Source organism: Sulfitobacter pacificus, from assembly GCF_030159975.1.
GTDB lineage: Bacteria > Pseudomonadota > Alphaproteobacteria > Rhodobacterales > Rhodobacteraceae > Sulfitobacter > Sulfitobacter pacificus.
The window spans coordinates 343544-363851 of the sequence record NZ_BSNL01000001.1; the positions used below are offsets into that span (position 1 = coordinate 343544).

Below are 20308 nucleotides of genomic sequence, written 5' to 3' on the forward strand. Positions count from 1 at the left end.
TCCGATCAGGCGGCGACTGCGGCGGCAGCACGGTCAATTTCATCCAGTGCCTTGCCCAGTTGTGTGCGCAGATCGACGGTCACGCCGAACGGGTTTTGTTCGCAAAGGGTGATCAGCTCGCTGTCGGCCAAGAAGGCGCGATACTCTTTGCACTGTGCTTGCAAGGCTGCCGCCGCTTTAGGGCGACCGGCCGCATCAACCTGCCGGAACTCCATCAGATGTTTCATCAAAGCGGTCTGGTTGCCTTGCGTGATCCCGTTCAGACCCATTTCAGCAATCCGTTCCAGATCGGGGTCGGGGATTTGACGGATTTTACTTTGCAGCGCCGAAATTGCCCCATCCGTCGCTTCTTTTGCTGCGTTCCAGATGGTCAGAGGATCCGCATCGGGCGCTGTGCCTTCCGGTTCGGCGGGCGCGGCCTTCAGCCCCTGTTGGATGGCGCGCAACCCGGCGAGGGCGGGATCCACCGCACCATCGCGAATATGGCCAATCACCTCACGCAACTGCTTGGTCAGATCTGCACTGTGTTCACCGGCTGGCAAAGCTTTGACCTTTGGCGCAAGCTGTGCTGCGGCTTCCTGTAGCTTTTTCAGGGTTGCGGGATCGCCTTTCGGCTTTTGCGCAGCTTCTGCATCGGCGGCCGGTGCCGCTGCGGCGCTGGCATCGCCCGTTCCGGACAAGCGGGCAAGCACTTGATCAAGTGTATCCAGCGTTTTACCGGCTGCGTCGAGCTTTCCCTCCTTGAGGTGTACAACAGCCGTTGCAAAAGCCTGCCGCAGCTTGTCGCCCGTGGGGCTGGGCACGGCTGTGATCCGCGGTTGCAGGGCCTTTGCTCGGGCCGCAAGTTGTTTCAACGCGTCGCCGGTGTCATCTGTATCAGAGGGCACCGCCGCAGGTTCCGCCGCGGGTGCGGGGTCTGGTGTGGCAACCGCTGGCTGCTCGGCTTCCGTTGGGGCGGCTGTTGCGGCGATATCGTCATCATCAGGATCGTCCGGCAGATCCTCGATATCTTCTTCAGTGACGTTCCCGTCCATGTCCAGAATACGAATATTCTTGGACAGCTTGTTCAGCTTCAGGAATTTTTTGACCTTTTTGGCCAGCGCCGGCATCGCCTTTTCGCATTGCAGTGAAACGACCTTGCCATCCATCTGCGCGGTGCCAAAGGCGACTTTCGAACCATCGCCGGATGCACGCAACGATTTCGCCATAACGGCGGCTGGTTTTCTACGATGAAGCCCGAAAAGATCGGTTTCGACCTTGGATCCGGGGCAATAGGCAAATGAAATAGGTGCCGCACGTGAAAGTTTTAAAAGTTTTTTTAATTCGGCGCCCTCAACGGAAAATTCCGACACTCCGGGTCTCCTAGCTGGATTTGAACAGCGACCGTAATTTGCCGCTAGGTCAACTAAGCCCGGCATCCGCTCTCAAGTCAAGTTTGCTCTGGTTTCCTTTTTGGCGTGATCTTTTGCGTGCCGTGCCAGTTCCCGCAGATATCCTTGGGGGCAACCAACGACCACAAGCCGCCATCGCTTCCCGTTTGGACAAGAACGAAATGGGGCTTCTGAGCGTATTTTCAGTAGAAGGGTAAAGCAGGAGATCCATTGACCTGTGACCAACTAGCCGTTCAAACACGGCCCTAGGCGGCCCGTTCTTCCTCCGGTTCAGGAGAGAACCTCGATTGATCAGATTGGTTTTCTCCATTCGCCGGCGCTGCTGTTGAAAATCCGGAAACCATGCTGATCAGCTGCCTGGCCTGCTCCGTCAGTGATTGGTTCGCCGCAGTGGTTTCCTCAAACATTGCCGCGTTTTTCTGCGTGTTGCCGTCCAGCTCTTCGACAGAGCGGTTGATGTCTGACAGGCCGCGTGATTGCTGATCGGAAGACGAGGCGATTTCGGTCATGATTTGGGCCATCTTCGATATCTCGTTCAGATTCCAGTCCAGCCAATTGCTGTTCTCCGCCAACAAGGTCACGCCGGTTTCGACCTGAGTGGTCGATAGCGAAACCAGTGATTTGATCTGATCCGCAGCCTCGGAACTGCGATGGGCCAATTGGCGTACCTCAGAGGCCACGACCGCAAATCCTGCCCCGGCTTCACCTGCACGCGCCGCCTCAACACCGGCATTCAGGGCAAGCAGGTTGGTCTGGAATGCAATCGCATCGATAACGCCAACAATCTTGCCAATCTCGCTGGAGGAGCCTTCAATCTCGCGCATCGCCTGAACGGCATCGGTCATTACCTTGCGGCTTTGCTCTGTTTTTTCGTTAACTTCATTGGCATCTCGCGCAGCACTTGAGGCCCCTTTCGCCGCAGCGGAAACACCGGTGGTAATCGCATTCAGCGCGGTTGAGGTTTGCTCAAGCGTGGTTGCGGCCTTTTCGGTCCGGGTGGCAAGATCCAAGGAGGCGGCGGTGATTTCGGCGCTGCTTTGATCAATGGTATCTGCGCAAAGACCGATGTTTTCAATAATCTCGGACAGGCTCAGGATGGCCGTGTTGTAATCCTTGCGCAGCCCTTCATAGCTTGGTGGAAACGCCGTCTCGATGACAAGGGAAAGATCGCCCTTGGACAAGCGGTTCAAACCATCGGCAAGTTCTGACACAACAAGCGCCTGTTCTTTCGCCCGCAGGTCGCGTTCCTTTTCTTCCTTAAGGCGGGCTTCCTCCTCGCGGGCAAAGGTTCTGGCTTCGCGATCCCGATCCTCTTTTGCGCGCGCCGCTTCCAGATCACGTGCCTGCTGTTCTGCGTCGCGTTTGGCTTGTTCCGCGCTGCGTTCTGCGGCCAGTCTCTCTTCCTGATTTCGTTTTTCATCTGTCTGCAACTGGATCCGCTCCAGCGCGCCTTGTCGAAAGATATGCAAGGCCTGCGCCAAGCGGCCGATTTCGCCATGTTGTTGGTGCAACTCGGTAATCTGCGAAAGGTCGCCCCGGGCAAGACGTTCCGTCACTTTCGTTACACGGTTCAGCGGGCGAGTGATCATCCACCAGATCATGCAGGGCGCGATCAGCACGATGATACCGCTGATCAGGCTGATGATCTTGATCCTCTCCTGCGCGGTGTGAACCTGCTTGTTGAGGATGGCCGCACTGCTCTCGATATGGGAACGGGCCTTAAGGGCACCATCTGAAACGGCGGTTGCAATCTGGCCAACAGCTTGGGTTGCCCTTTGCGTGGCTTGAAAGGCCCGTTGGTTTGCCGCGATGGCAGCGGCTCTTGTGAACAGGATCCCCTTTTGAGGATCTGACATCGCCATGATTTCTTTTAGGATTTTCTGGATGTTCGGTGCCGCGCCATCCATTGCTGTTGCCAGCCGGGAGGTGGAGCGTTTCAATGCAGCGGCGTTCAGGTCAAGCTCGTTGGTGTCGCGAGACAGGGCCACCTGCAAAATCGCTGAGACAAGCGATTTCGTCGAGGCGTTCAACGCAGCCTGCTGTCGAATGCCCATGACCTGTTCATCCAGCAAAACCTTAATCGCGTCCTGATTGGCCGCTTTCGTGTCTTCACTCTTGATGACCAATTCAAAATAGATGTCGTCCAGCGCCGCAGTGAGATCGGCATCAGCCGCCTGACGCAATGCCAGAATGGTAGTGGGCCGCGTGGACCTACCGGTGTTTCGAAAGGTTTTCATCAGCTCGGCCTGTGTGATCTTGAGGCTTTCGGCCAGATTACGGGTTGGTTCCGCCCCGGCCAATTGCCCCAGCAAGTCCCGCAGGTGTTTGTCCGCAGCGGTTGCAAGGTCTGCCAGAATCGTGCGGATCGAACCATCGGTGGTCTGGGTCCGGCTGAGAGCAAGACCGGACAACAGGTTCATTTTAGAGTGGACGGCAAGGGTGGATTGATAAAGCGCAAAGTCACTTTCGATCAGCTGTGTAAGGCTGGCGTCCACCGACCCGATGGTGTTGTCCCCGCCTTTGACCAATTCCGCAAAAGCCTCGTCAGAAGCCGTGGCAAGAAGATCTGCGGCACCTGTTGCAAGGTTCAGCGCCTCTTTGATTTTTTCCGCCACGGAGGTTCGGCTGAGCAATGCTTCTTTGCGGGCTGCGGTCAGATCGCCCAGACTTTTCTCAACGTCTTCCACCAATGTCGCCATCGCTTCATCTGCGGCGGGTTCGTCGGTCCCGATGTTCTGTCGTAGTGCGGCGAGGGTAGCCTGCATCCTGACCGAGAGCTGGTCCAATTCCGCGGTGGACTCGGCGATTAAAACCTCCAACAGAATATTCCTGACCGCATCCGTGGTGGCGACAACCTTGGCACTTTCCTGCAATTCCGGCAGGTGGGTATCGGACAGAACCGCCATATTGCTCGCGATGGATTGAAAGACCATCCAGGCCACGACAATAGCGGCGGTTGTCATTGCGGCCAATGCGCCAAAGATCAGTCCAAGCCGGACGATGACTGATCCCAAAGTATGCGAAAGTCGAGATATCATTTTAATGCCCGTTTTAACATTAAGCGACGGATTACCCGCGATTTGCCGGCAGAGGACAGGGGCACTTGTAATGGTGTCCCTCTGGTGCTCAGCTGCCCGCGCTGATGGGATCAAAGCTGCCGTCAGAGCGGATACGGGTCAGGAAAACATCATCTGATCCCTGATTGTCATTCGGTCCGAAATTCAGGGTCATACCTCCCAGGTCGATCTTCCCCAGACCGTTCATCGCATCCATAAACCCCTGTCGTGTTAAATCTGCACCGGCTGCATTTAATCCCGCAATGGCAAGACGGCCGGCAACATACCCCTCCAAGGAGACAAACCCCGGTTCGGCATTTGCATCAAATGCGGAAAGCGCCGCCTGATATTCGGCCACAATCGGCAGGGAGTTATCCCAGGGTTGGGGGACCACCTGGCTGACGATCACGCCGTCACCATCCGCGCCCAGCTCCGCCGCGAAAGCCTTGGAACCAACAAAGGAAATCGTCATGAAAGTCGGATCCATCTTCATCTTCTTTGCCAGTTTTACAAATTCGGCCAAAGGCTTATATGCGCCGACCATCACCACGGCCTGCGGTTTGGCCTTGCGAATTTCCAGAAGGGCGGATTTCACAGCAACGGTGTTTCGGGTATAGGTACCCTCGGCAACCAGGGACATGCCGCGGGCGTCCAGAGCCTCTTTCACACCGGACAGCCCAACCCGGCCAAACCCGTCATCCTGATACAGGATTGCAATGTCTGTGATCCCTTCAACATCCACCAGATGGTCGATCCAAGCCTGGGTTTCCGCATCATAGGTGGCCCGTAGGTTTGTCACATTGCGCAACTGTGGATTCCTCAGGAAACCCGCACCGGTAAACGGTGCAACCATGGGCATCCCGGCTTCAGTCGCTATAGGTTGGGTCGCTTTGGTGGTGGGTGTGCCGACCGGTCCGATCAATGCCAGATAGCCATCCGAGGCGATGGCGGCACGGACCTGATCAATTGATTTGTTCGGTTCATAACTATCGTCCATCGCCTCTAGGCTGATTGTACGCCCATGCACGCCACCCGCGCGGTTGGCTTCCTCAAATGCTGCCATCAGCCCCTGCCGCATCCCTTGGCCCAGTGCCGCCGCTGGACCTTCAAGGGCCGCTACCTGAACAAAGCTGACGGTGGTCTCTGTGACCCCTTGTTCGGCAGCCAGAGAGGTGCCGGAAAATATCGTCGCCGTAAGGCCCGCAGTAAGAAGTGAACGTAACATCATAATTGATCCCAGACTGATTGACTAACGCCCGACTGTATTTCCCATTGGTTTTGGCTTTGTTAATCCGCTGACAAAAAACGCGTAGTTTTTTCACCAGACAGCATTGAATTCGCGCAGTTCGTTTCAATCTTTATCTAGCTGTGACGAAGGCGGGATGGCCTGCATTGGTTCGGGCTACACGTGCCCCGTCAGACAGGGTGGAGTTTTGTTCAGTTAAAACTGAATATATTTGACACGTGCCATGCGGAGCAGGTACTGGCGCCAAGGAAAAAGGGGTACCATGTGCCGGTCGAGCCAACATTTGCTTCAGTCAGAAGCGATTTTATTGAGAAAACCGGCCTGATTTCCCAGGCCGAGGGCCTGCCGCGTATCGCGGGGCGGATCTTTGGTATGTTGATGTTCGATGGCGAAATGGTCTCATTCACCGAGATTGCAACGCGCCTTCAGGTCAGCCGGGCCAGCATCAGCACGAGCATTCGTATTCTGGAAGAGCGCGGATTGGTCAAGCGTATGGCAAAGCCCGGCGAACGGCAGGATTTTTTCCAACTGGCCGAAAACCCCTATGCAACCATGTTGACGGGCATTCAGAAGCGCACGCAGGCGACCAGAGACGAGATCGCCCAAACCATCAAAAATCTGCCACCGGCGGCAGATGCTGTAAATCGGTTGGCAGCCTATGCCGACTTTTATGCCTCTCTGGACGCGGCTGTTGCGGTCGCTCTTGATGAAGTGACCGCCAAGCCAACCCGTTAAACAGGCTAGTACCGAAAACGCCCCAGAGGATCAGAGCAATGACAAAAGATACTGCAAAAGAGACTGCGCAAGACACGCCAGCCGAAGCGCAGAACGGGGCACCCGTGCAAGAGCTTGCCGAAGAAAATGGTCAGACGGATACCCCCCGGCGCGCGCTTACCTTTGCGGATGACGCGGGCGCGTCCCGCTCAACCTGGATGGCAGGTGCATTGGTGATTGCGATTGTCGGCTGGATGGGCAGTGGCTTTATCTTTCCCTCTCAAGAAAAAGTTGCGGCAACGACGCGTCAAGAGCTTGAACCCTTGGCCGTTGCGGTAAGCACATCCGTGGCGGAATCGGTAACCCAATTTTATCAGGCGGAGGGGCAAGCCCTGCCGGATCGCGACACCTTAATGCGTGCAGAGATTTCCGGCGATATTGCCGAGGTTCTGGTGTCAAAAGGGCAAGACGTGGATGCCGGCGCTGTGATCGCGCGGTTTGATCCGGCGAATAACGTCGCAGACAGCCGACGTGCGGCTGAGGAACTGGCACGTGCCCAGCGTGAATTCGACAATGCGGAACAATTGCTTGAACGCGGTGTTGCAACTGTTGATCGCGTGACGCAGGCGCGTGCTGCGCTGGCCTCTGCGCAGGCGCAGGTCACTGCGGTAGAGCAGGATGCAAAGGCGCTGACCATCACCGCACCTTTTGCGGGGCGGATTGAAACCCTTGATCTGGATGCGGGGGAGTTTGTTTCAGCCGGTACAGAAGTCGGACGTCTGGTTGATACCACGCCGCTGACGGTTGCCATTCAGGTGCCGCAGCAGTCACTGGTGCGCATCGCCGTTGGTCAGTCAGCGACCGTTAAATTCATCACCGGAGAAGAGCGCGAAGGCGCGGTTACCTTTGTCGGCACCTCGGCGGCATCTGAAACACGTACCTTTCTGGCCGAGGTTGAAGTGCCCAATGAAGACGGCGCCATCCCTGCGGGCATCTCGGCAGAGGTTGTGATCCCTACCGGAGAAACCACCGCGCATTTTCTATCGGCTTCGATTGTCTCATTGAACACTGAAGGCACGCTGGGGATCAAAACTGTGGATGCCGATAATCAGGTTGAATTTTTCCCGATCGAAGTGGTGCGCGCGCAGATTGACGGCATCTGGGTCACCGGCCTGCCAGAAAGCGTGGATGTGATCACCGTGGGGCAGGGCTATGTCAGTGAGGGCGAAGTTGTGGCCCCCGCCGCGCAGGAGCAGAAATAATGGACACCATTATCAACGCGGCTTTTTCCCGCTCGCGTGTTGTGGTCATGGCTCTTGTGATGGTGCTGACCGTTGGCGCTTTTGCCTATGTATCGATCCCGAAAGAAGCCAACCCCGAAGTGCCGCTGCCGCTGTTCTATGTCTCAACCGGGCTTGATGGCATCAGCCCTTCGGATGCAGAACGATTGCTGCTTGAACCGATGGAGACGGAGTTTGCCTCTATCGCAGGGTTGGACAGTATGAAATCCGATGCTGCCGAAGGGTTTGCCAGTATCCAGCTTGAATTCATGCCCGGTGGCGACAATGACGAGGCGCTGGATAAGGTGCGCGAGGCGGTGGACCGTGTGGAATCCGAGCTGCCCGAAGATGCGCATGACGTCAACATTACCGAAATCAACACTGCCCTGTTTCCGATCATCACGGCCATTCTGTCCGGCCCGGTGCCAGAGCGTACGCTGAACACATTGGCCGAACGGCTTCAGGAGGAAATCGAAGGCCTTGAGGGGGTGCTGGAGGCTGACATCGGCGGTCAGCGGTTCGAGTTTCTGGAGGTGTTGATCGACCCCACGGTGTTCCAAACCTACAACCTGTCTTTTGACGAGCTGATCGGCCAGATCCAGCGCAACAACCGCCTGATTGCGGCGGGGGCGATTGAGACCGGCTCGGGGCGGATTGTGTTGAAGGTGCCCGGCCTGATCGAGGATCTTGAGGATGTCATGGCAATGCCCGTCAAAGTGCGTGGCAATGCGGTGGTTACCTTTGGCGATGTGGCCACGATCCGGCGCACTTTTGAGGATCCAGATTCATTTGCCCGCATCAACGGCCAGCCCGCCTTGGCACTTGAGGTTACCAAACGCTCCGGTGCGAACATCATTGATACTGTGGCGGAGGTCAAAGCCTTGGTTGAAGAGATGCGTGTTGACTGGCCTGAAAGCGTTCAGATCACCTATCTTCAGGATCAAAGCAAACAGGTCAAAGACATGTTGAATGATCTGGAGGCAAATGTGATCGCCGCCGTGATCCTTGTGATGATCGTAATTGTTCTCGCGCTTGGCAGCCGCTCTGCGATCCTTGTGGGTTTGTCGATTCCCGGTGCCTTTCTTGCTGGTGTGATCGCACTCTGGAGCATGGGATACACGATGAACATCGTTGTCCTGTTCTCGCTGATCCTTGTGGTCGGCATGCTGGTGGACGGGGCCATTGTCACAACCGAACTGGCGGACCGCAAACTGCAAGAGGGGGTGCCCCCGAAAGAGGCCTATGCCTTTGCGGCGAAACGCATGGCGTGGCCTATTATTGCCTCTACGGCGACCACGCTCAGCGTCTTTTTCCCGTTGTTGTTCTGGACCGGCATGGTGGGGGAGTTTATGAAGTTCCTGCCCATCACTGTGATCCTGACGCTGTTTGCCTCGCTGTTTATGGCCTTGATATTCATTCCCGTTGTTGGTGGGTTGATCGGCAAACGTCAGCCCCAGACCGCCAAGGCCAAGGCGCAATTGCATGCGGCAGAATTTGGTGATCCGCGCGACATGACCGGTTTTACCGGCGGCTATGTGCGGCTGTTGCAATGGGCGATCCTTCGTCCCGGGGCCACCCTTTTGCTGGCGGTGGCGCTGCTGTTGGGGGGCTTCAGCATCTATGGGGCCTTTGGCAAAGGCGTCAGCTTTTTCCCCTCTGTTGAGCCTGACTTTATGCAGGTTCAGGTGCGGGCGCGTGATAATTTTTCGATCTTCGAGCGGGACGCATTGGTGCGCGCGGTCGAGGAGCGCATCCTTGGATATGACGAAATCGCCAGCATCTACGCCCGTTCTATGATGAGCGCGGGGCAGGGGGATGAGGAAACCATCGGCACCCTGCAATTGGAGCTGACCCCCTGGGACACCCGCCGCACCGCCGCCGAAATCGGCGAGGACATCCGCTCCAGCGTCGCGGATATTGCGGGCATTGACGTGCAGGTCCAGACGGAAAGTGGCGGGCCAACCGCGGGCAAGCCGGTTAACCTTGAAATCACCGCCCGCAATCCGGCGGTGCAGGGGCAGGCCGTTCAGCAGATCCGCGATATCATGGACCGTGTGGGCGGGTTCACCGATATCACTGATACCCGCCCTGTGCCGGGAGTTGAGGTGTCGATCCTTGTGAACCGCGCAGAGGCGGCGCGTTTTGGGGCAGATGTCAGCCTTCTCGGGCAGGCGGTGCAATTGCTGACCCAAGGCATCACGGTGGCGGACTACCGCCCCGATGACGTTGATGGATCGCTGGATATTCGCGTGCGCTTCCCGCGTGAAGAGCGTTCACTGGCGGAACTGGCCGGGCTGCGGGTGCCGACCACCTCCGGTCTGGTGCCGATCTCCAACTTCGTGACCTTCGCCCCTTCCGAGCGCACCGGCGTGATCCGCCGCATCGACGAAAAACGCGTCACGACTGTGGAGGCAAATGTCGCCCCCGGCTTGCTGGTCAATGATCAGGTTATCGCGCTGACCACCGCGCTGAATGCCGCCGAACTGCCGGAAGGTGTGAACTTTAGCTTCGCGGGCGAGGCAGAGGATCAGGCCGAAAGCATGATCTTTCTTGCCAGCGCCTTTGTCGCGGCGGTCTTTATGATGTTTGTGATCCTTGTGATCCAGTTCAACAACTTCTTTCAGGCCTTTATCGTGATGAGCGCCATCGTGTTCTCCATTGCTGGTGTCTTGCTGGGGCTGCTGATCACGGGCCGCCCCTTTGGTGTGGTCATGGGCGGGATTGGGGTGATTGCCCTGGCGGGTATCGTGGTGAACAACAATATTGTTCTGATCGACACCTATAATGACCTCAAGAAATCCGGGCAGGCCCCGCTGGAAGCGGCACTGCGCACCGGTGCCCAACGCCTGCGTCCGGTGATCCTGACATCGGTGACAACCGCGCTGGGGCTGATGCCGATGGTTATTGGGGTGAACCTGAATTTCTTTACCCGTGAGATCGTCTATGGCGCGCCCTCTACCCAGTGGTGGACAGAACTGTCCTCTGCCATTGCCGGTGGATTGGTGATTGCCACGATTCTGACGCTGATCGTTACACCCGCCATGCTGATGCTGGGCGAAGGCCGCAGAAGCCAGCGTGCAATCGTGCCAGAACCAGTAGTGTGACCGGCCTCTTGGATGCGGCTACACCTTCCACGTAAGAGGCTTCTATTGGTCTGCGGCGCTTGGGAAGTGTGCCGCCGCAGTCGGGCAGCTTGTGCTGGGGCGCGGGTCAAAGACGTCAGCAAACCTCATGGCCTCCGTGCCACAAACCGGCAGGTCGCCCTTCAGGTATATCACCCAAGATAGGCCGCAGCCGCCTGCAAATCCTGCTGCAACAGCGCTTCCGCCGCGATCCGCCCGTCGGCATCGGGATGGCGCAGCACATAGGATGGATGCAGTGTGATCAGGATGGGCAGGCCGGACAAACCGGTTTCAATCCTGCCGCGCCGGGCCATGATTTCTGTGCCCTTGCCGGTCAGCGCCTGCGCCGCCGTCGCGCCCATGGCGACGACCAGTCTGGGTTTGACCTGCGCCAGCTCCGCCTCCAGCCACCATTTGCAATGGTCAATCTCGGCAGTGTTCGGACGTTGATGGATGCGCCGCCTGCCTTTGGGCTGAAACTTGAAGTGTTTCACTGCATTGGTGACATAGGCCTTACTGCGGTTCAGTGCTACCGCTGCTGCGAGCCTGTCAAACAGTTGGCCTGCGGGGCCGACAAAGGGGCGACCGGCCAGATCCTCCTGATCGCCGGGTTGCTCCCCCACAATCATCAGATCAGCATCCAGCGGCCCTTCGCCAAGGACCGCTTGGGTGGCCCTTTGATGCAATGGGCAGCGGGTGCAGGCGGTAATTGCTGCGGGCAATGTAGCCTCTGGACCATCCCATGCCGATGGGCATTGCGCCAGCTGTGCCTGCGCATTTGGCATATGTCTGGGGGGCAGGGAGGGGGCGGCCAAAGCCATCGCGCGCGCACGGGCCGGGGCATTGGCAATCATATCCGGGATCGCCGCCGCTTCCGGCATGTTCTTCCAATACTTCTTGGGCATCTCCGATTGCATCGCTTGCAGCTTTACCCGTGCCGGATTGAAGATATTACGGAAATAGGTGATCCACAGCTCTTCACTGGCGTCTTTGGGCAGATCGGGCTTGGGCTGTCCGGCCTGGATCGTCAACTGCCCGCCCTCAAAAACGGCAGAGATGCGCGGTGTTAGAATACGCCAGTCCATATCAGCGAACCGGCGGACAAAAAAATCTGCGGTCGGCTCTACGGTATGATGTGTCGGTTCGAACCATGCCGCAAAGGAACGCCGGTTTGCGCCCTCTCTGCTGATTTCACGAAACCGCACAAAGGCTTTCATCTTGTGCTGACAGCGGCGCACATTCTTTTCCATCTGCCGCAGGTGCGCCAGATCCGCATCGCCGCGATCTGCCATCAAATGGGGCGCGTCGCGCAACCGCCACAAGAACGCATAGAGCCGGGCAAAGCGTTCGGGATCATTGTGCCAGACCACCGTGTTTGCCATGGCGACAAAGCTGCGTGGCACGGTGATGGCGGATTGCGGCGGGGTGTCCTGTTCCAGGGCAAAAAGATCCGCCGCGCTGGTCGTGTCGCCCCAGATGATCCGGCTTGGCGCAACACCGGCCGCCAGAAACCCGCGTGCCTTGTCACGCCAGACGGTGGCGGCGTCGATCTCCGGGATGATGACGTGATGCATCAGAACAGGGTCAGCTGCTTTGGCGGCGGGGTGAACCGGGCACGCAGGTCTGCACTGTCGGTCAGGGCACCGGGCGACCATCCGTCCGCCACGATAAACGCCCGCGCCCTTTTCATTGACCCGCCCATGCGGGCAATATCCTCATAACGCAACGCGCGGTGGCGGCGCGTGGTCAGAATGCGGTTCACGGTCTTGACCCCGAAACCGGGCACGCGCAACAACATCTCTTTACTGGCACGGTTTACATCAAGCGGAAAAACACTGCGATGGACCAGCGCCCATGCCAGTTTCGGATCCACCTCAAGATCAAGGTTCCCGTCTTTGGTCACTGAAGTGATTTCATCCAGCCGAAAATCATAAAACCGCAGCAACCAATCCGCCTGATACAACCGATGCTCCCGTTCAAGCGGCGGGCGGATCAGCGGCAGCTTGGCCGAACTGTCCGGGATCGGCGAGAAGGCGGAATAATACACCCGCTTCAGCTTGTAACTGGAATAAAGCCGCGTTGACTGCCCCAGAACAGCCGCATCATTGGACCCATCCGCGCCGATGATCATCTGTGTCGACTGCCCGGCGGGGGCAAAACGTGGTGGCCGCCTGCCAGTATGGGATTTTTCCTTGGCTGCATCCTTGCGCAACCGCACATCGGCCATGGCGCGCCGGATCTGTTCTGGCTTTTTTTCGGGCGCATATTGCGACACGGCGGCATCGGTGGGCAGTTCCACATTGATCGACAGACGGTCCGCCAACAGCCCTGCCTGTGCGATCAGTTCCGGTGCCGCATCCGGGATGGTTTTCAGATGGATATAGCCGCGAAAATTCTCCTCTTCGCGCAGCTTTCTGGCGATCAGCACCATTTCGGCCATCGTGTCATCAGGCGAGCGGATCACACCCGAGGATAAAAACAGCCCTTCAATATAATTGCGCCGGTAAAATTCGATGGTCAGCTTCACCACCTCATCCACCGTAAATCTTGCGCGCTCCACATTGGAGGACACCCGATTGATGCAATAGCTGCAATCGTAGATGCAAAAATTGGTCATCAGGATTTTCAGCAAACTGATGCAGCGCCCGTCCGGGGCATAGGCATGGCAGATGCCGGCACCGTCATTTGATCCCAACCCTTTGCCATCGCGGGAATCTCGTTTGGAGGAACCGGAAGAGGCGCAGGAGGCGTCATATTTTGCCGCGTCGCTGAGGATCGCAAGTTTTCGATTTAGCGTTTTTTGAACCATAGTGTTCACTATATGTTCTTGATTGTGTTGTGCCAAGATCAAGCGCTGTCCTGTGGCGCGAATTTCCACACATTCCTGTGATCACGTCCCGTCGTGTTGCTGGTGTGTTGGGTACGGTGAAGCAGGGGGCATTCGGACGCTCCCGCCCGGCAAGCGCTGGCCCTAAAACCGCCTCTCGGCGAACCCTTTGGCCCATCGTATTGTGGATGATCCGAAACAATCATGCAGGGAGTCCGGCGCAATGACACTGCCCAAAGCCAGCCGGCCCAGCAGTGAAATGCCGATTTGCCCCACGCCCTCGCGGTTGGCCAACTGACCATCAGGCAGGGTATGTGCGCCCAATCCATCTGCGATATGCCGGATCCGCCCCTCAGACATGCAGGTCACGATCAATGGGTCGCTGATCTGCTCAAGGTCCGGGTTTGCCAGAACCGCGTCAATCATCACCGGTGCCAGCAGCCCATCCTCTCCTTCGATCAGCCGCCAACCCGTTGGTTCCAGCAGCACCGCAGGATCATCCGCTGTGCAAAGGCTGACAAGCCCGCATTCTATCAGGGTAAGCAGCTCCTCCGCCGCTGACACGGGCGGCCCGTAACTGTAGCGCTTCAAACCTTCGTCAAACCCAGTCAAAGCCGCAGCGGTCAGCGGAGTATGCCGAACAGCGTTCACCCCGCTGCGCAGCGGGTTCTGCCACTTGCGCCAGAGTTGCCCGATCACATAGCCGACATTCGGGGCCACCCGACCATGCGCCATCTCAATTGCCGCCTTCAGGGCGGCGGTGGCGGGTTGGTCTTCCTGGGTACCGGGAGCGTCCCGTTCAGCCGCCAGCCATCGTTGAACATCCACTTTGGTTTTTGCCGCACCCAGCGCGGTAAGGATACGGACCGCAGGGGCGACCAGCGCCGCGCAAACCGTTTGCAGCGCCGCGTCCGGCTGTTGGGACAATGTGTCGTTTAACGCCGCCACGAAGGCGCGGGTTTCTTCGGCAGTAGGGTCATACTGGCCATCAACCGCCCCCGTTGCCGGCTTGGCTGCAGGCGGCATGCCATCAAGCGAAAAGGGCAGGATCCTGTGTGGTTCGCGACCAGAGGGGGAGTATTTGCCGTCTTCAAACTGCCCGCCAAGCCCCCATGTCAACAGGCGCACCACATCCAGCGTCGAAAGGCCAAGACCGCGTATGGCGACGGTTTTCCCCTGCCAATCCCTGGCGGCTTGCAACAGACCATTTGCAGGATAGGCAGAGGTCAGCGTCAGCTTGTGATCCGCTGCATAGGCCGCCCAGCGGGCGCGTTGCGGATCCGGGCTGGTCGCGGGCTGCCCCTGCGCCAACAATATCTCATCATAGGGTCCGTATTGCTGACCGTCCGCTTCCAGCCACCAACCGGTGGCGGTGTCGGTCAGGCCGTTGATCGCGGTTTTCGTATGGGTGATTTCGAACCGCCCCTCAACCGCCGCACAAAGCGCTTTGAACCGTGCATGAAGATATGCCCCCAGATCCGAGCGCGGGGGAAAATCATCTGGCTGATAGGGCGTGGATGACCAATCGGCGAAAGGGGGGATGAGATCCGCCAGATAGCTTGGCGGGTCGATGTCCAATGCCCGAATGGGAATGTTCAGAATGCAATGGGCGCTTTGGTCTGGCGCAAAATTCGGTCCCGCGGCGGGCCAGTCAAAAGGATCAAAGATATCCACGGTGACTTGTGTAGCGTGGTCGCGGGTTTCAGCATAAAGCGCCTCAAGTGCCCCCAAACCGCGCGGACCAAAACCTATGACCGCCAGGCGGCTTGAACTATTGGGTGACATTCCGGGGTCCTAACGGCAAAAGCGTGGCATAGATTTGGAGCTGGGGCGGATTTTCTGACAGCTGATTTCCCCCGCTCAGATCGGCAAGACTGCGCGGGCGATCAGGCCCTCCTTGTGCCACTCAAGTTCAAGCGAACCACCTGCTGCTTCAATCAGATCATTGATGATCCTTGAGCCGCTTTGTTGGGCAGGTTTCACAACGCTGGGGCCGTTCCTTTCCTGCCACTGGAGTGAGAGACAGGCATCACCGTCAGTCATGGTGGTCTGCCATGCGACCTCGATCACGCCGTCCCGCGCGCCCAAGGCACCATGTTTCACGGAATTGGTTGCGAGCTCATGCAACGTCAGCGCGATACAGGATAGCAGATGCGGTGGGATGGCCGTTTCATCCCCGGCAAGTTTAAACTGTGATGCACCCTTGGGGGCATAGGCGCTTACAATTGTCGTGATCAATTCTGCTGTCTGGACAATTGCCTTTTCATCCGCTTGCCCAATGGTGCGCAGATGGGCATCACTCAAGGCCCGCAGCCGTTCAACCATGGTGGTACTCAGGGCCTGAGGGTCTTCTTCCTCATGGGCCGTCATCTCGATCACCACGGCCATCACATTCACGATATTGCGAAGCCTGTGAATCAACTCGGCCTCGGCAAGCTCTCTGGCTTTTCTCTCTGCCTCGCGTTTCTCGCTGATATCAAGCTGCGAGCCGAAGAAGTAAATCAACCGCCCGTCATCATCCAAAATCGGGCCAAGTTGCAGCGCATTGAGAAAGCTGGAGCCATCCTTGCGATAGTTCAGGATTTCAACAGTCTCGACCTTCTGTCCTTCAATGGCGCGGCGGATGGCGTTGACGCTTTCCGGTGTTGTCCCGGCCCCTTGAAGGATACGGCAGTTTTTTCCGATCACCTCTTCCGGGGTGTATCCGGTCAGTGTCATGAATGCGTCATTTGCAAACACAATCGGATTATCCGCAATATTGGGGTCGGAAACGCACAGGGGGATACGGGCGTGCCGCACGGCTTCGGCGATGGCTCTGTCATTCTTAAGATCCCAACGCGCCTTGCTTTTTACAATGTTCAAGTCAGTTCCAACCCTTGTTGAATTCTTAACGATGTATAAGCCGCTTATGCATTCACGTAAACGGATCCCAGCGCCTAAAGGACAACTTCACGAAATGGAGCGGCAGGCGGCTTTTGCAGCTGATGTAAGGCGCATCGATGACGACGATCCGTCCTCAGGTGCGCTTGTTTGCATTTACGCGCATTGTAGTGCACCTCAAAGTCGCCGGAACACGATCTGCCCCTTGAGTTTGATCGCAGGATCAGCGCGTCCAGGAGGTTGGCATCACTGGCGTCAATTCCAGCAGCGATTTGGTATAGGCTGCCTGCGGTGCGGTGTAGAGCGTGTGCGTATCACCGATTTCTTCAATCTTGCCATTGCGTAGCACCGCAGTCTCATCTGCCATTTGGCGTACCACGGCAAGGTTGTGGCTGATGAAAAGGACTGTCAGACCGAACTTGGCTTGGAGATCTTTCAACAGATTCAGGATTTCCGCTTGAATGGATACATCCAAAGCCGAAGTAGGTTCATCGCAGATCAGGAACCGTGGGCGCGCCAGCAAGGCGCGGGCCACTGCAATACGTTGGCGTTGACCGCCAGAAAACTGATGTGGGTATTTGGTGATTGCGTCAGGCTGCATGCCGACAAGGGCCAGCATTGACGCTGCCAGTTTTTCGCGTTCACGCGCGTCTTTAACAAAACCGTAAAACCACAATGGTTCGGTCAGGATCGCCCCGATCCGGTGACGGGAATTCAGGCTTGAATAGGGGTCCTGAAACACCATTTGAACCAGCTGTCGCGATGGGTGATGACGGCTGCGGGATTTCCCGAAAGGCAGCTCTGTGTCGCCCAGCATCATCGCGCCACTGCTGGGGGTCACCAATCCCGTGATTGCCTTGGCCAAGGTGGATTTTCCCGACCCGCTTTCACCGACCAGCCCCATGATTGAGCCGGGTTTGATGTTCAATGTGACGTCGTCCAAAGCCACATAGGGGGGCGGCTTGTGAAACAGAGATGTGCGCGGGCTTGCGAACCGGACAGTCAGGTTCTGTAATGAAAGCCCTGTCAGGTCGTGTTGTTGTCCTTCAAGCAGCCATTGCTCTGCGGCGTTACCTTGGCTTGGCGCGGTGTCATCCTCTGCGGGAACACGAAACCGGTCGATCTTACGATCCAGCGGCGGCACCGCATCCATCAGGGCTTGTGTATAGGGATGTTGAGGGGCACCCAGTACCTGAGCCGTATCGCCGGTTTCTATCACTTGCCCCTTGCGCATGACAGTAACACGGTCGGCAACTTGGGCGATGACCCCAATATCATGCGTGATCAACATAAATGCGATTTGGCGTTCTTTCGCCAGCCGTTGGATCAGATCCAGCACCTGCGATTGCACAGCGACGTCCAATGCTGTGGTCGGCTCATCCGCGATGATCAATTCGGGGTCTGTGCTGATGGCCAGCGCAATGACCACGCGCTGCCGCATGCCACCGGAAAACTGATGTGGGTAGGCTTTGATCCGTTGGGCTGCGTTCTTGATCCCGATCTCTTCAAGCAAATCAACGGCTCGTTTGCGTGCCGCCTTTTCGCTTACATCCGCATGGGCCTGAATGGTCTCGATCAATTGATCCTCAACCGTCATCAATGGGTTCAGGCTGGTTTGAGGATCTTGAAAGATCATCGAAATACGGTCGCCACGCAGATCATGTGCCTGTGCTGGTGTCAATTCGCGCAAATTGGTGTCACCCAGCGTCAACTGGCCGTTCGCCACATAGCCCGGTGCTTGCAGCAACCCGATCACGGCTGCGCCAACGGTCGATTTACCCGCGCCGCTTTCGCCCACCAGCCCGTGAATTTCACCGGGCTTAATCGTCATATCGACATCTTGAATGGCAGTGAAATCGCCAAAGCGGGACGGGAATTTTACGGTTAGGTCCTTGATCGTCAGCATCTAGCGCAACCTCGGGTTAAAGATGTCACGCAGGAAATCGCCAAGGATGTTGATCGAGACCACCAAGGCCACCAAGAACAAAGTCGGAATCCAAAGGATCCACCATTCGCCGGACAGTAGAAATTGCATACCTATGCGGATCAATGTCCCAAGGCTGGGGCTGTCAGCGGGCAGGCCGATACCCAGAAACGACAGCGTCGCTTCGAGCAGAATGGCCGAAGCCAGATCAACCGTCATAATCACCAGAAGTGGCCCAAGAATATTGGGCAGGATATGTATGAACATGACACGCAATGGATGTTGACCCATCATGATCGCGGCCTGCACATATTCCTTGTTCATCTGCACGAAGGTGGAGGCACGGGCGGTGCGCGCAAAGTTCACCCAAAGTGATAGTGCGATGGCCAATGTTAACACCGCAACACGCAGGTCTTGTTGAATGGCCGCAGGCAGAATTCCCCGCGCGATACCGTCGATCAGCAACGCGGTCAGGATCGCGGGCAACGCCAATTGCACATCAGCAATACGCATGACGACGGCATCAAAGCGCCCGCCGTAATATCCCGCAGCAAGACCCAATCCCACGCCAAGAACCGCAGCAATGGTCAAGGCAGACAAGCCGATGACGAGCGACAGGCGCGCGCCGTACAAGATTGATGAGATCATGTCGCGGCCCTGATCATCGGTGCCCAACAGGTATTTGGGGTTCGCGCCCTCTAGCCAGACGGGGGGTAACAACCCGTCGAACAGGCTGAAGGACGCCAGATCATAAGGGTTCACCAGCGCAATCCAGGGCGCAAAGACAGCACCTATGATGATCAGGGCTGCTACGACCGCCGCGATCATGGCTGCGGGCGAGTGAACGAACAGCCAAAGCCCTTCATATTTTTTCAGAAAGGCGGTCATGAAACGTCCCTTATCCTCAGGCGCGGATCAATCGCCACATAGAGCAGATCAACGATAAGGTTCACCAAGACAAAGAAAAACGCGATCACCACAAGGTAGACACCCATCACGGGGATATCGACGAAGCGGATAGATTCAAGGAATAACAGCCCCATACCCGGCCATTGGAACACGCTTTCCGTGACGATGGAAAAGGCGATGACACCACCAAACTGCAACCCGATGATCGTGATCACAGGTACCATGGTATTTGCGAGGGCATGTTTGTAGTGAAGGCTGCGCATTGGCACACCGCGGGCCATGGCAAAGCGTATATAATCGGAGCGCATGACCTCCATCATCTCTGCGCGGACCAGTCGCATGGTCAGGGTCAGTTGATAAACACCAAGCGTGATTGCAGGCAGCAACAATGCACGCCACCCGTCGATTGTGAACAGAGAGCTTTCCCAACCGCTGATCTGTACCGTGCCACCGCGCCCGAAAGTGGGAAGCCATCCCAATTGCACCCCAAAGATAAAGATAAGCATGATCCCAATCACAAAAGTCGGGATCGATACCCCCACGAGGGTGGTCATCAAAATGGTTTGCGTCAGCACGCCGCGCGGCCTTAGCGCCGTATAGACGCCGGTAGGGACACCAACGAGAAGCGATATGATCAACGCGACCAAGCCCAATTCCAGGGTCGCGGGAATCCGGCTGGCGATCATTTCAGCCACCGGTTGGCGGGTGCGGTAGGAAAAGCCGAAATCACCCCTCAGCATATCGCCGGTGAAACGGGCGAACTGATAAACAAAAGGATCGTTCAATCCCAACTCTTCGCGCAACCGCTCCTGATCCGTGACAGAGGTTTCCACCCCCGTCATCTGGGTGATCGGATCGCCCACAAAGCGGAACAGGGAAAAGGCCAAAAAGGCGACGGCCAGCATCACGAATACGGATTGAACCATCCGTTTCAAGATAAAATAAACCATTACCTTTTT

The 20308-nt window shown here is 57.2% G+C and carries 13 protein-coding genes; 3 read left to right on the forward strand and 10 right to left on the reverse strand.

Going from position 1 to position 20308, the window contains the following annotated elements; translation table 11 throughout:
* Positions 1-5: 5 nt before the first annotated feature.
* The 3 genes from QQL78_RS01770 to QQL78_RS01780 form a co-directional block, all read right to left on the reverse strand.
* Positions 6-1208: a hypothetical protein gene (locus QQL78_RS01770; protein WP_284369962.1), complete on the reverse strand. Its 1203-nt coding sequence runs from the start codon at positions 1206-1208 to the stop codon at positions 6-8.
* 428 nt (positions 1209-1636) lie between these two features.
* Positions 1637-4429, reverse strand: a complete 2793-nt coding sequence (locus QQL78_RS01775) for a methyl-accepting chemotaxis protein (protein ID WP_284369964.1) — start codon at positions 4427-4429, stop codon at positions 1637-1639.
* Between the two features lie 88 nt (positions 4430-4517).
* The gene (locus tag QQL78_RS01780) at positions 4518-5672 is read right to left on the reverse strand and encodes an ABC transporter substrate-binding protein (protein ID WP_348540744.1); all 1155 of its coding nucleotides are present in this window, start codon (positions 5670-5672) and stop codon (positions 4518-4520) included.
* Between the two features lie 285 nt (positions 5673-5957).
* Between QQL78_RS01780 and QQL78_RS01785 the strand changes: the two genes are divergently transcribed.
* Genes QQL78_RS01785 through QQL78_RS01795 form a run of 3 tightly spaced genes read left to right on the forward strand, consistent with a single transcriptional unit; the run spans position 5958 to position 10791 of the window.
* On the forward strand, positions 5958-6428 hold the full coding sequence (locus QQL78_RS01785) for a GbsR/MarR family transcriptional regulator (protein ID WP_284369968.1): 471 nt from the start codon (positions 5958-5960) through the stop codon (positions 6426-6428).
* A gap of 38 nt (positions 6429-6466) precedes the next feature.
* Positions 6467-7669: an efflux RND transporter periplasmic adaptor subunit gene (locus QQL78_RS01790; protein WP_284369970.1), complete on the forward strand. Its 1203-nt coding sequence runs from the start codon at positions 6467-6469 to the stop codon at positions 7667-7669.
* Positions 7669-10791, forward strand: a complete 3123-nt coding sequence (locus QQL78_RS01795; RefSeq protein WP_284369972.1) for an efflux RND transporter permease subunit — start codon at positions 7669-7671, stop codon at positions 10789-10791. Before QQL78_RS01790 ends, QQL78_RS01795 begins: the two co-directional genes overlap by 1 nt.
* Before the next feature lie 170 nt (positions 10792-10961).
* Here the strand turns inward: QQL78_RS01795 and QQL78_RS01800 are convergent, their stop codons facing one another.
* From QQL78_RS01800 to QQL78_RS01830, 7 genes are all read right to left on the reverse strand, one after another.
* Positions 10962-12383 carry a UdgX family uracil-DNA binding protein gene (locus tag QQL78_RS01800; RefSeq protein WP_284369974.1) on the reverse strand — a complete coding sequence of 474 codons (1422 nt, stop codon included), beginning with the start codon at positions 12381-12383 and terminating at the stop codon, positions 10962-10964.
* On the reverse strand, positions 12383-13618 hold the full coding sequence (locus QQL78_RS01805) for a putative DNA modification/repair radical SAM protein (protein WP_284369976.1): 1236 nt from the start codon (positions 13616-13618) through the stop codon (positions 12383-12385). The genes QQL78_RS01800 and QQL78_RS01805 overlap by 1 nt, the downstream gene beginning before the upstream one ends.
* Before the next feature lie 162 nt (positions 13619-13780).
* Positions 13781-15421: an FAD/NAD(P)-binding protein gene (locus tag QQL78_RS01810; RefSeq protein WP_284369978.1), complete on the reverse strand. Its 1641-nt coding sequence runs from the start codon at positions 15419-15421 to the stop codon at positions 13781-13783.
* Positions 15422-15496: 75 nt separating this feature from the next.
* Entirely contained in the window at positions 15497-16498 is a 1002-nt protein-coding gene (locus tag QQL78_RS01815) for a PAS domain-containing protein (RefSeq protein WP_284369981.1), read from the reverse strand.
* Positions 16499-16739: 241 nt separating this feature from the next.
* Positions 16740-18422 carry a dipeptide ABC transporter ATP-binding protein gene (locus tag QQL78_RS01820; RefSeq protein WP_284369982.1) on the reverse strand — a complete coding sequence of 561 codons (1683 nt, stop codon included), beginning with the start codon at positions 18420-18422 and terminating at the stop codon, positions 16740-16742.
* Entirely contained in the window at positions 18423-19328 is a 906-nt protein-coding gene (locus tag QQL78_RS01825) for an ABC transporter permease (protein ID WP_284369984.1), read from the reverse strand.
* A complete protein-coding gene (locus QQL78_RS01830; RefSeq protein ID WP_284369986.1) occupies positions 19325-20299 on the reverse strand; it encodes an ABC transporter permease in 975 nt (324 codons plus the stop codon). Before QQL78_RS01830 ends, QQL78_RS01825 begins: the two co-directional genes overlap by 4 nt.
* Positions 20300-20308 lie beyond the last annotated feature (9 nt).

Coding starts and splice junctions, on each gene's coding strand:
- QQL78_RS01770 (WP_284369962.1), bottom strand. CDS start 1,208: ATGGCGAAATCGTTGCGTGCATCCGGCGATGGTTCGAAAGTCGCCTTT.
- QQL78_RS01775 (WP_284369964.1), bottom strand. CDS start 4,429: ATGATATCTCGACTTTCGCATACTTTGGGATCAGTCATCGTCCGGCTT.
- QQL78_RS01780 (WP_348540744.1), bottom strand. CDS start 5,672: ATGTTACGTTCACTTCTTACTGCGGGCCTTACGGCGACGATATTTTCC.
- QQL78_RS01790 (WP_284369970.1), top strand. CDS start 6,467: ATGACAAAAGATACTGCAAAAGAGACTGCGCAAGACACGCCAGCCGAA.
- QQL78_RS01795 (WP_284369972.1), top strand. CDS start 7,669: ATGGACACCATTATCAACGCGGCTTTTTCCCGCTCGCGTGTTGTGGTC.
- QQL78_RS01800 (WP_284369974.1), bottom strand. CDS start 12,383: ATGCATCACGTCATCATCCCGGAGATCGACGCCGCCACCGTCTGGCGT.
- QQL78_RS01805 (WP_284369976.1), bottom strand. CDS start 13,618: ATGGTTCAAAAAACGCTAAATCGAAAACTTGCGATCCTCAGCGACGCG.
- QQL78_RS01810 (WP_284369978.1), bottom strand. CDS start 15,421: ATGTCACCCAATAGTTCAAGCCGCCTGGCGGTCATAGGTTTTGGTCCG.
- QQL78_RS01820 (WP_284369982.1), bottom strand. CDS start 18,422: ATGCTGACGATCAAGGACCTAACCGTAAAATTCCCGTCCCGCTTTGGC.
- QQL78_RS01825 (WP_284369984.1), bottom strand. CDS start 19,328: ATGACCGCCTTTCTGAAAAAATATGAAGGGCTTTGGCTGTTCGTTCAC.
- QQL78_RS01830 (WP_284369986.1), bottom strand. CDS start 20,299: ATGGTTTATTTTATCTTGAAACGGATGGTTCAATCCGTATTCGTGATG.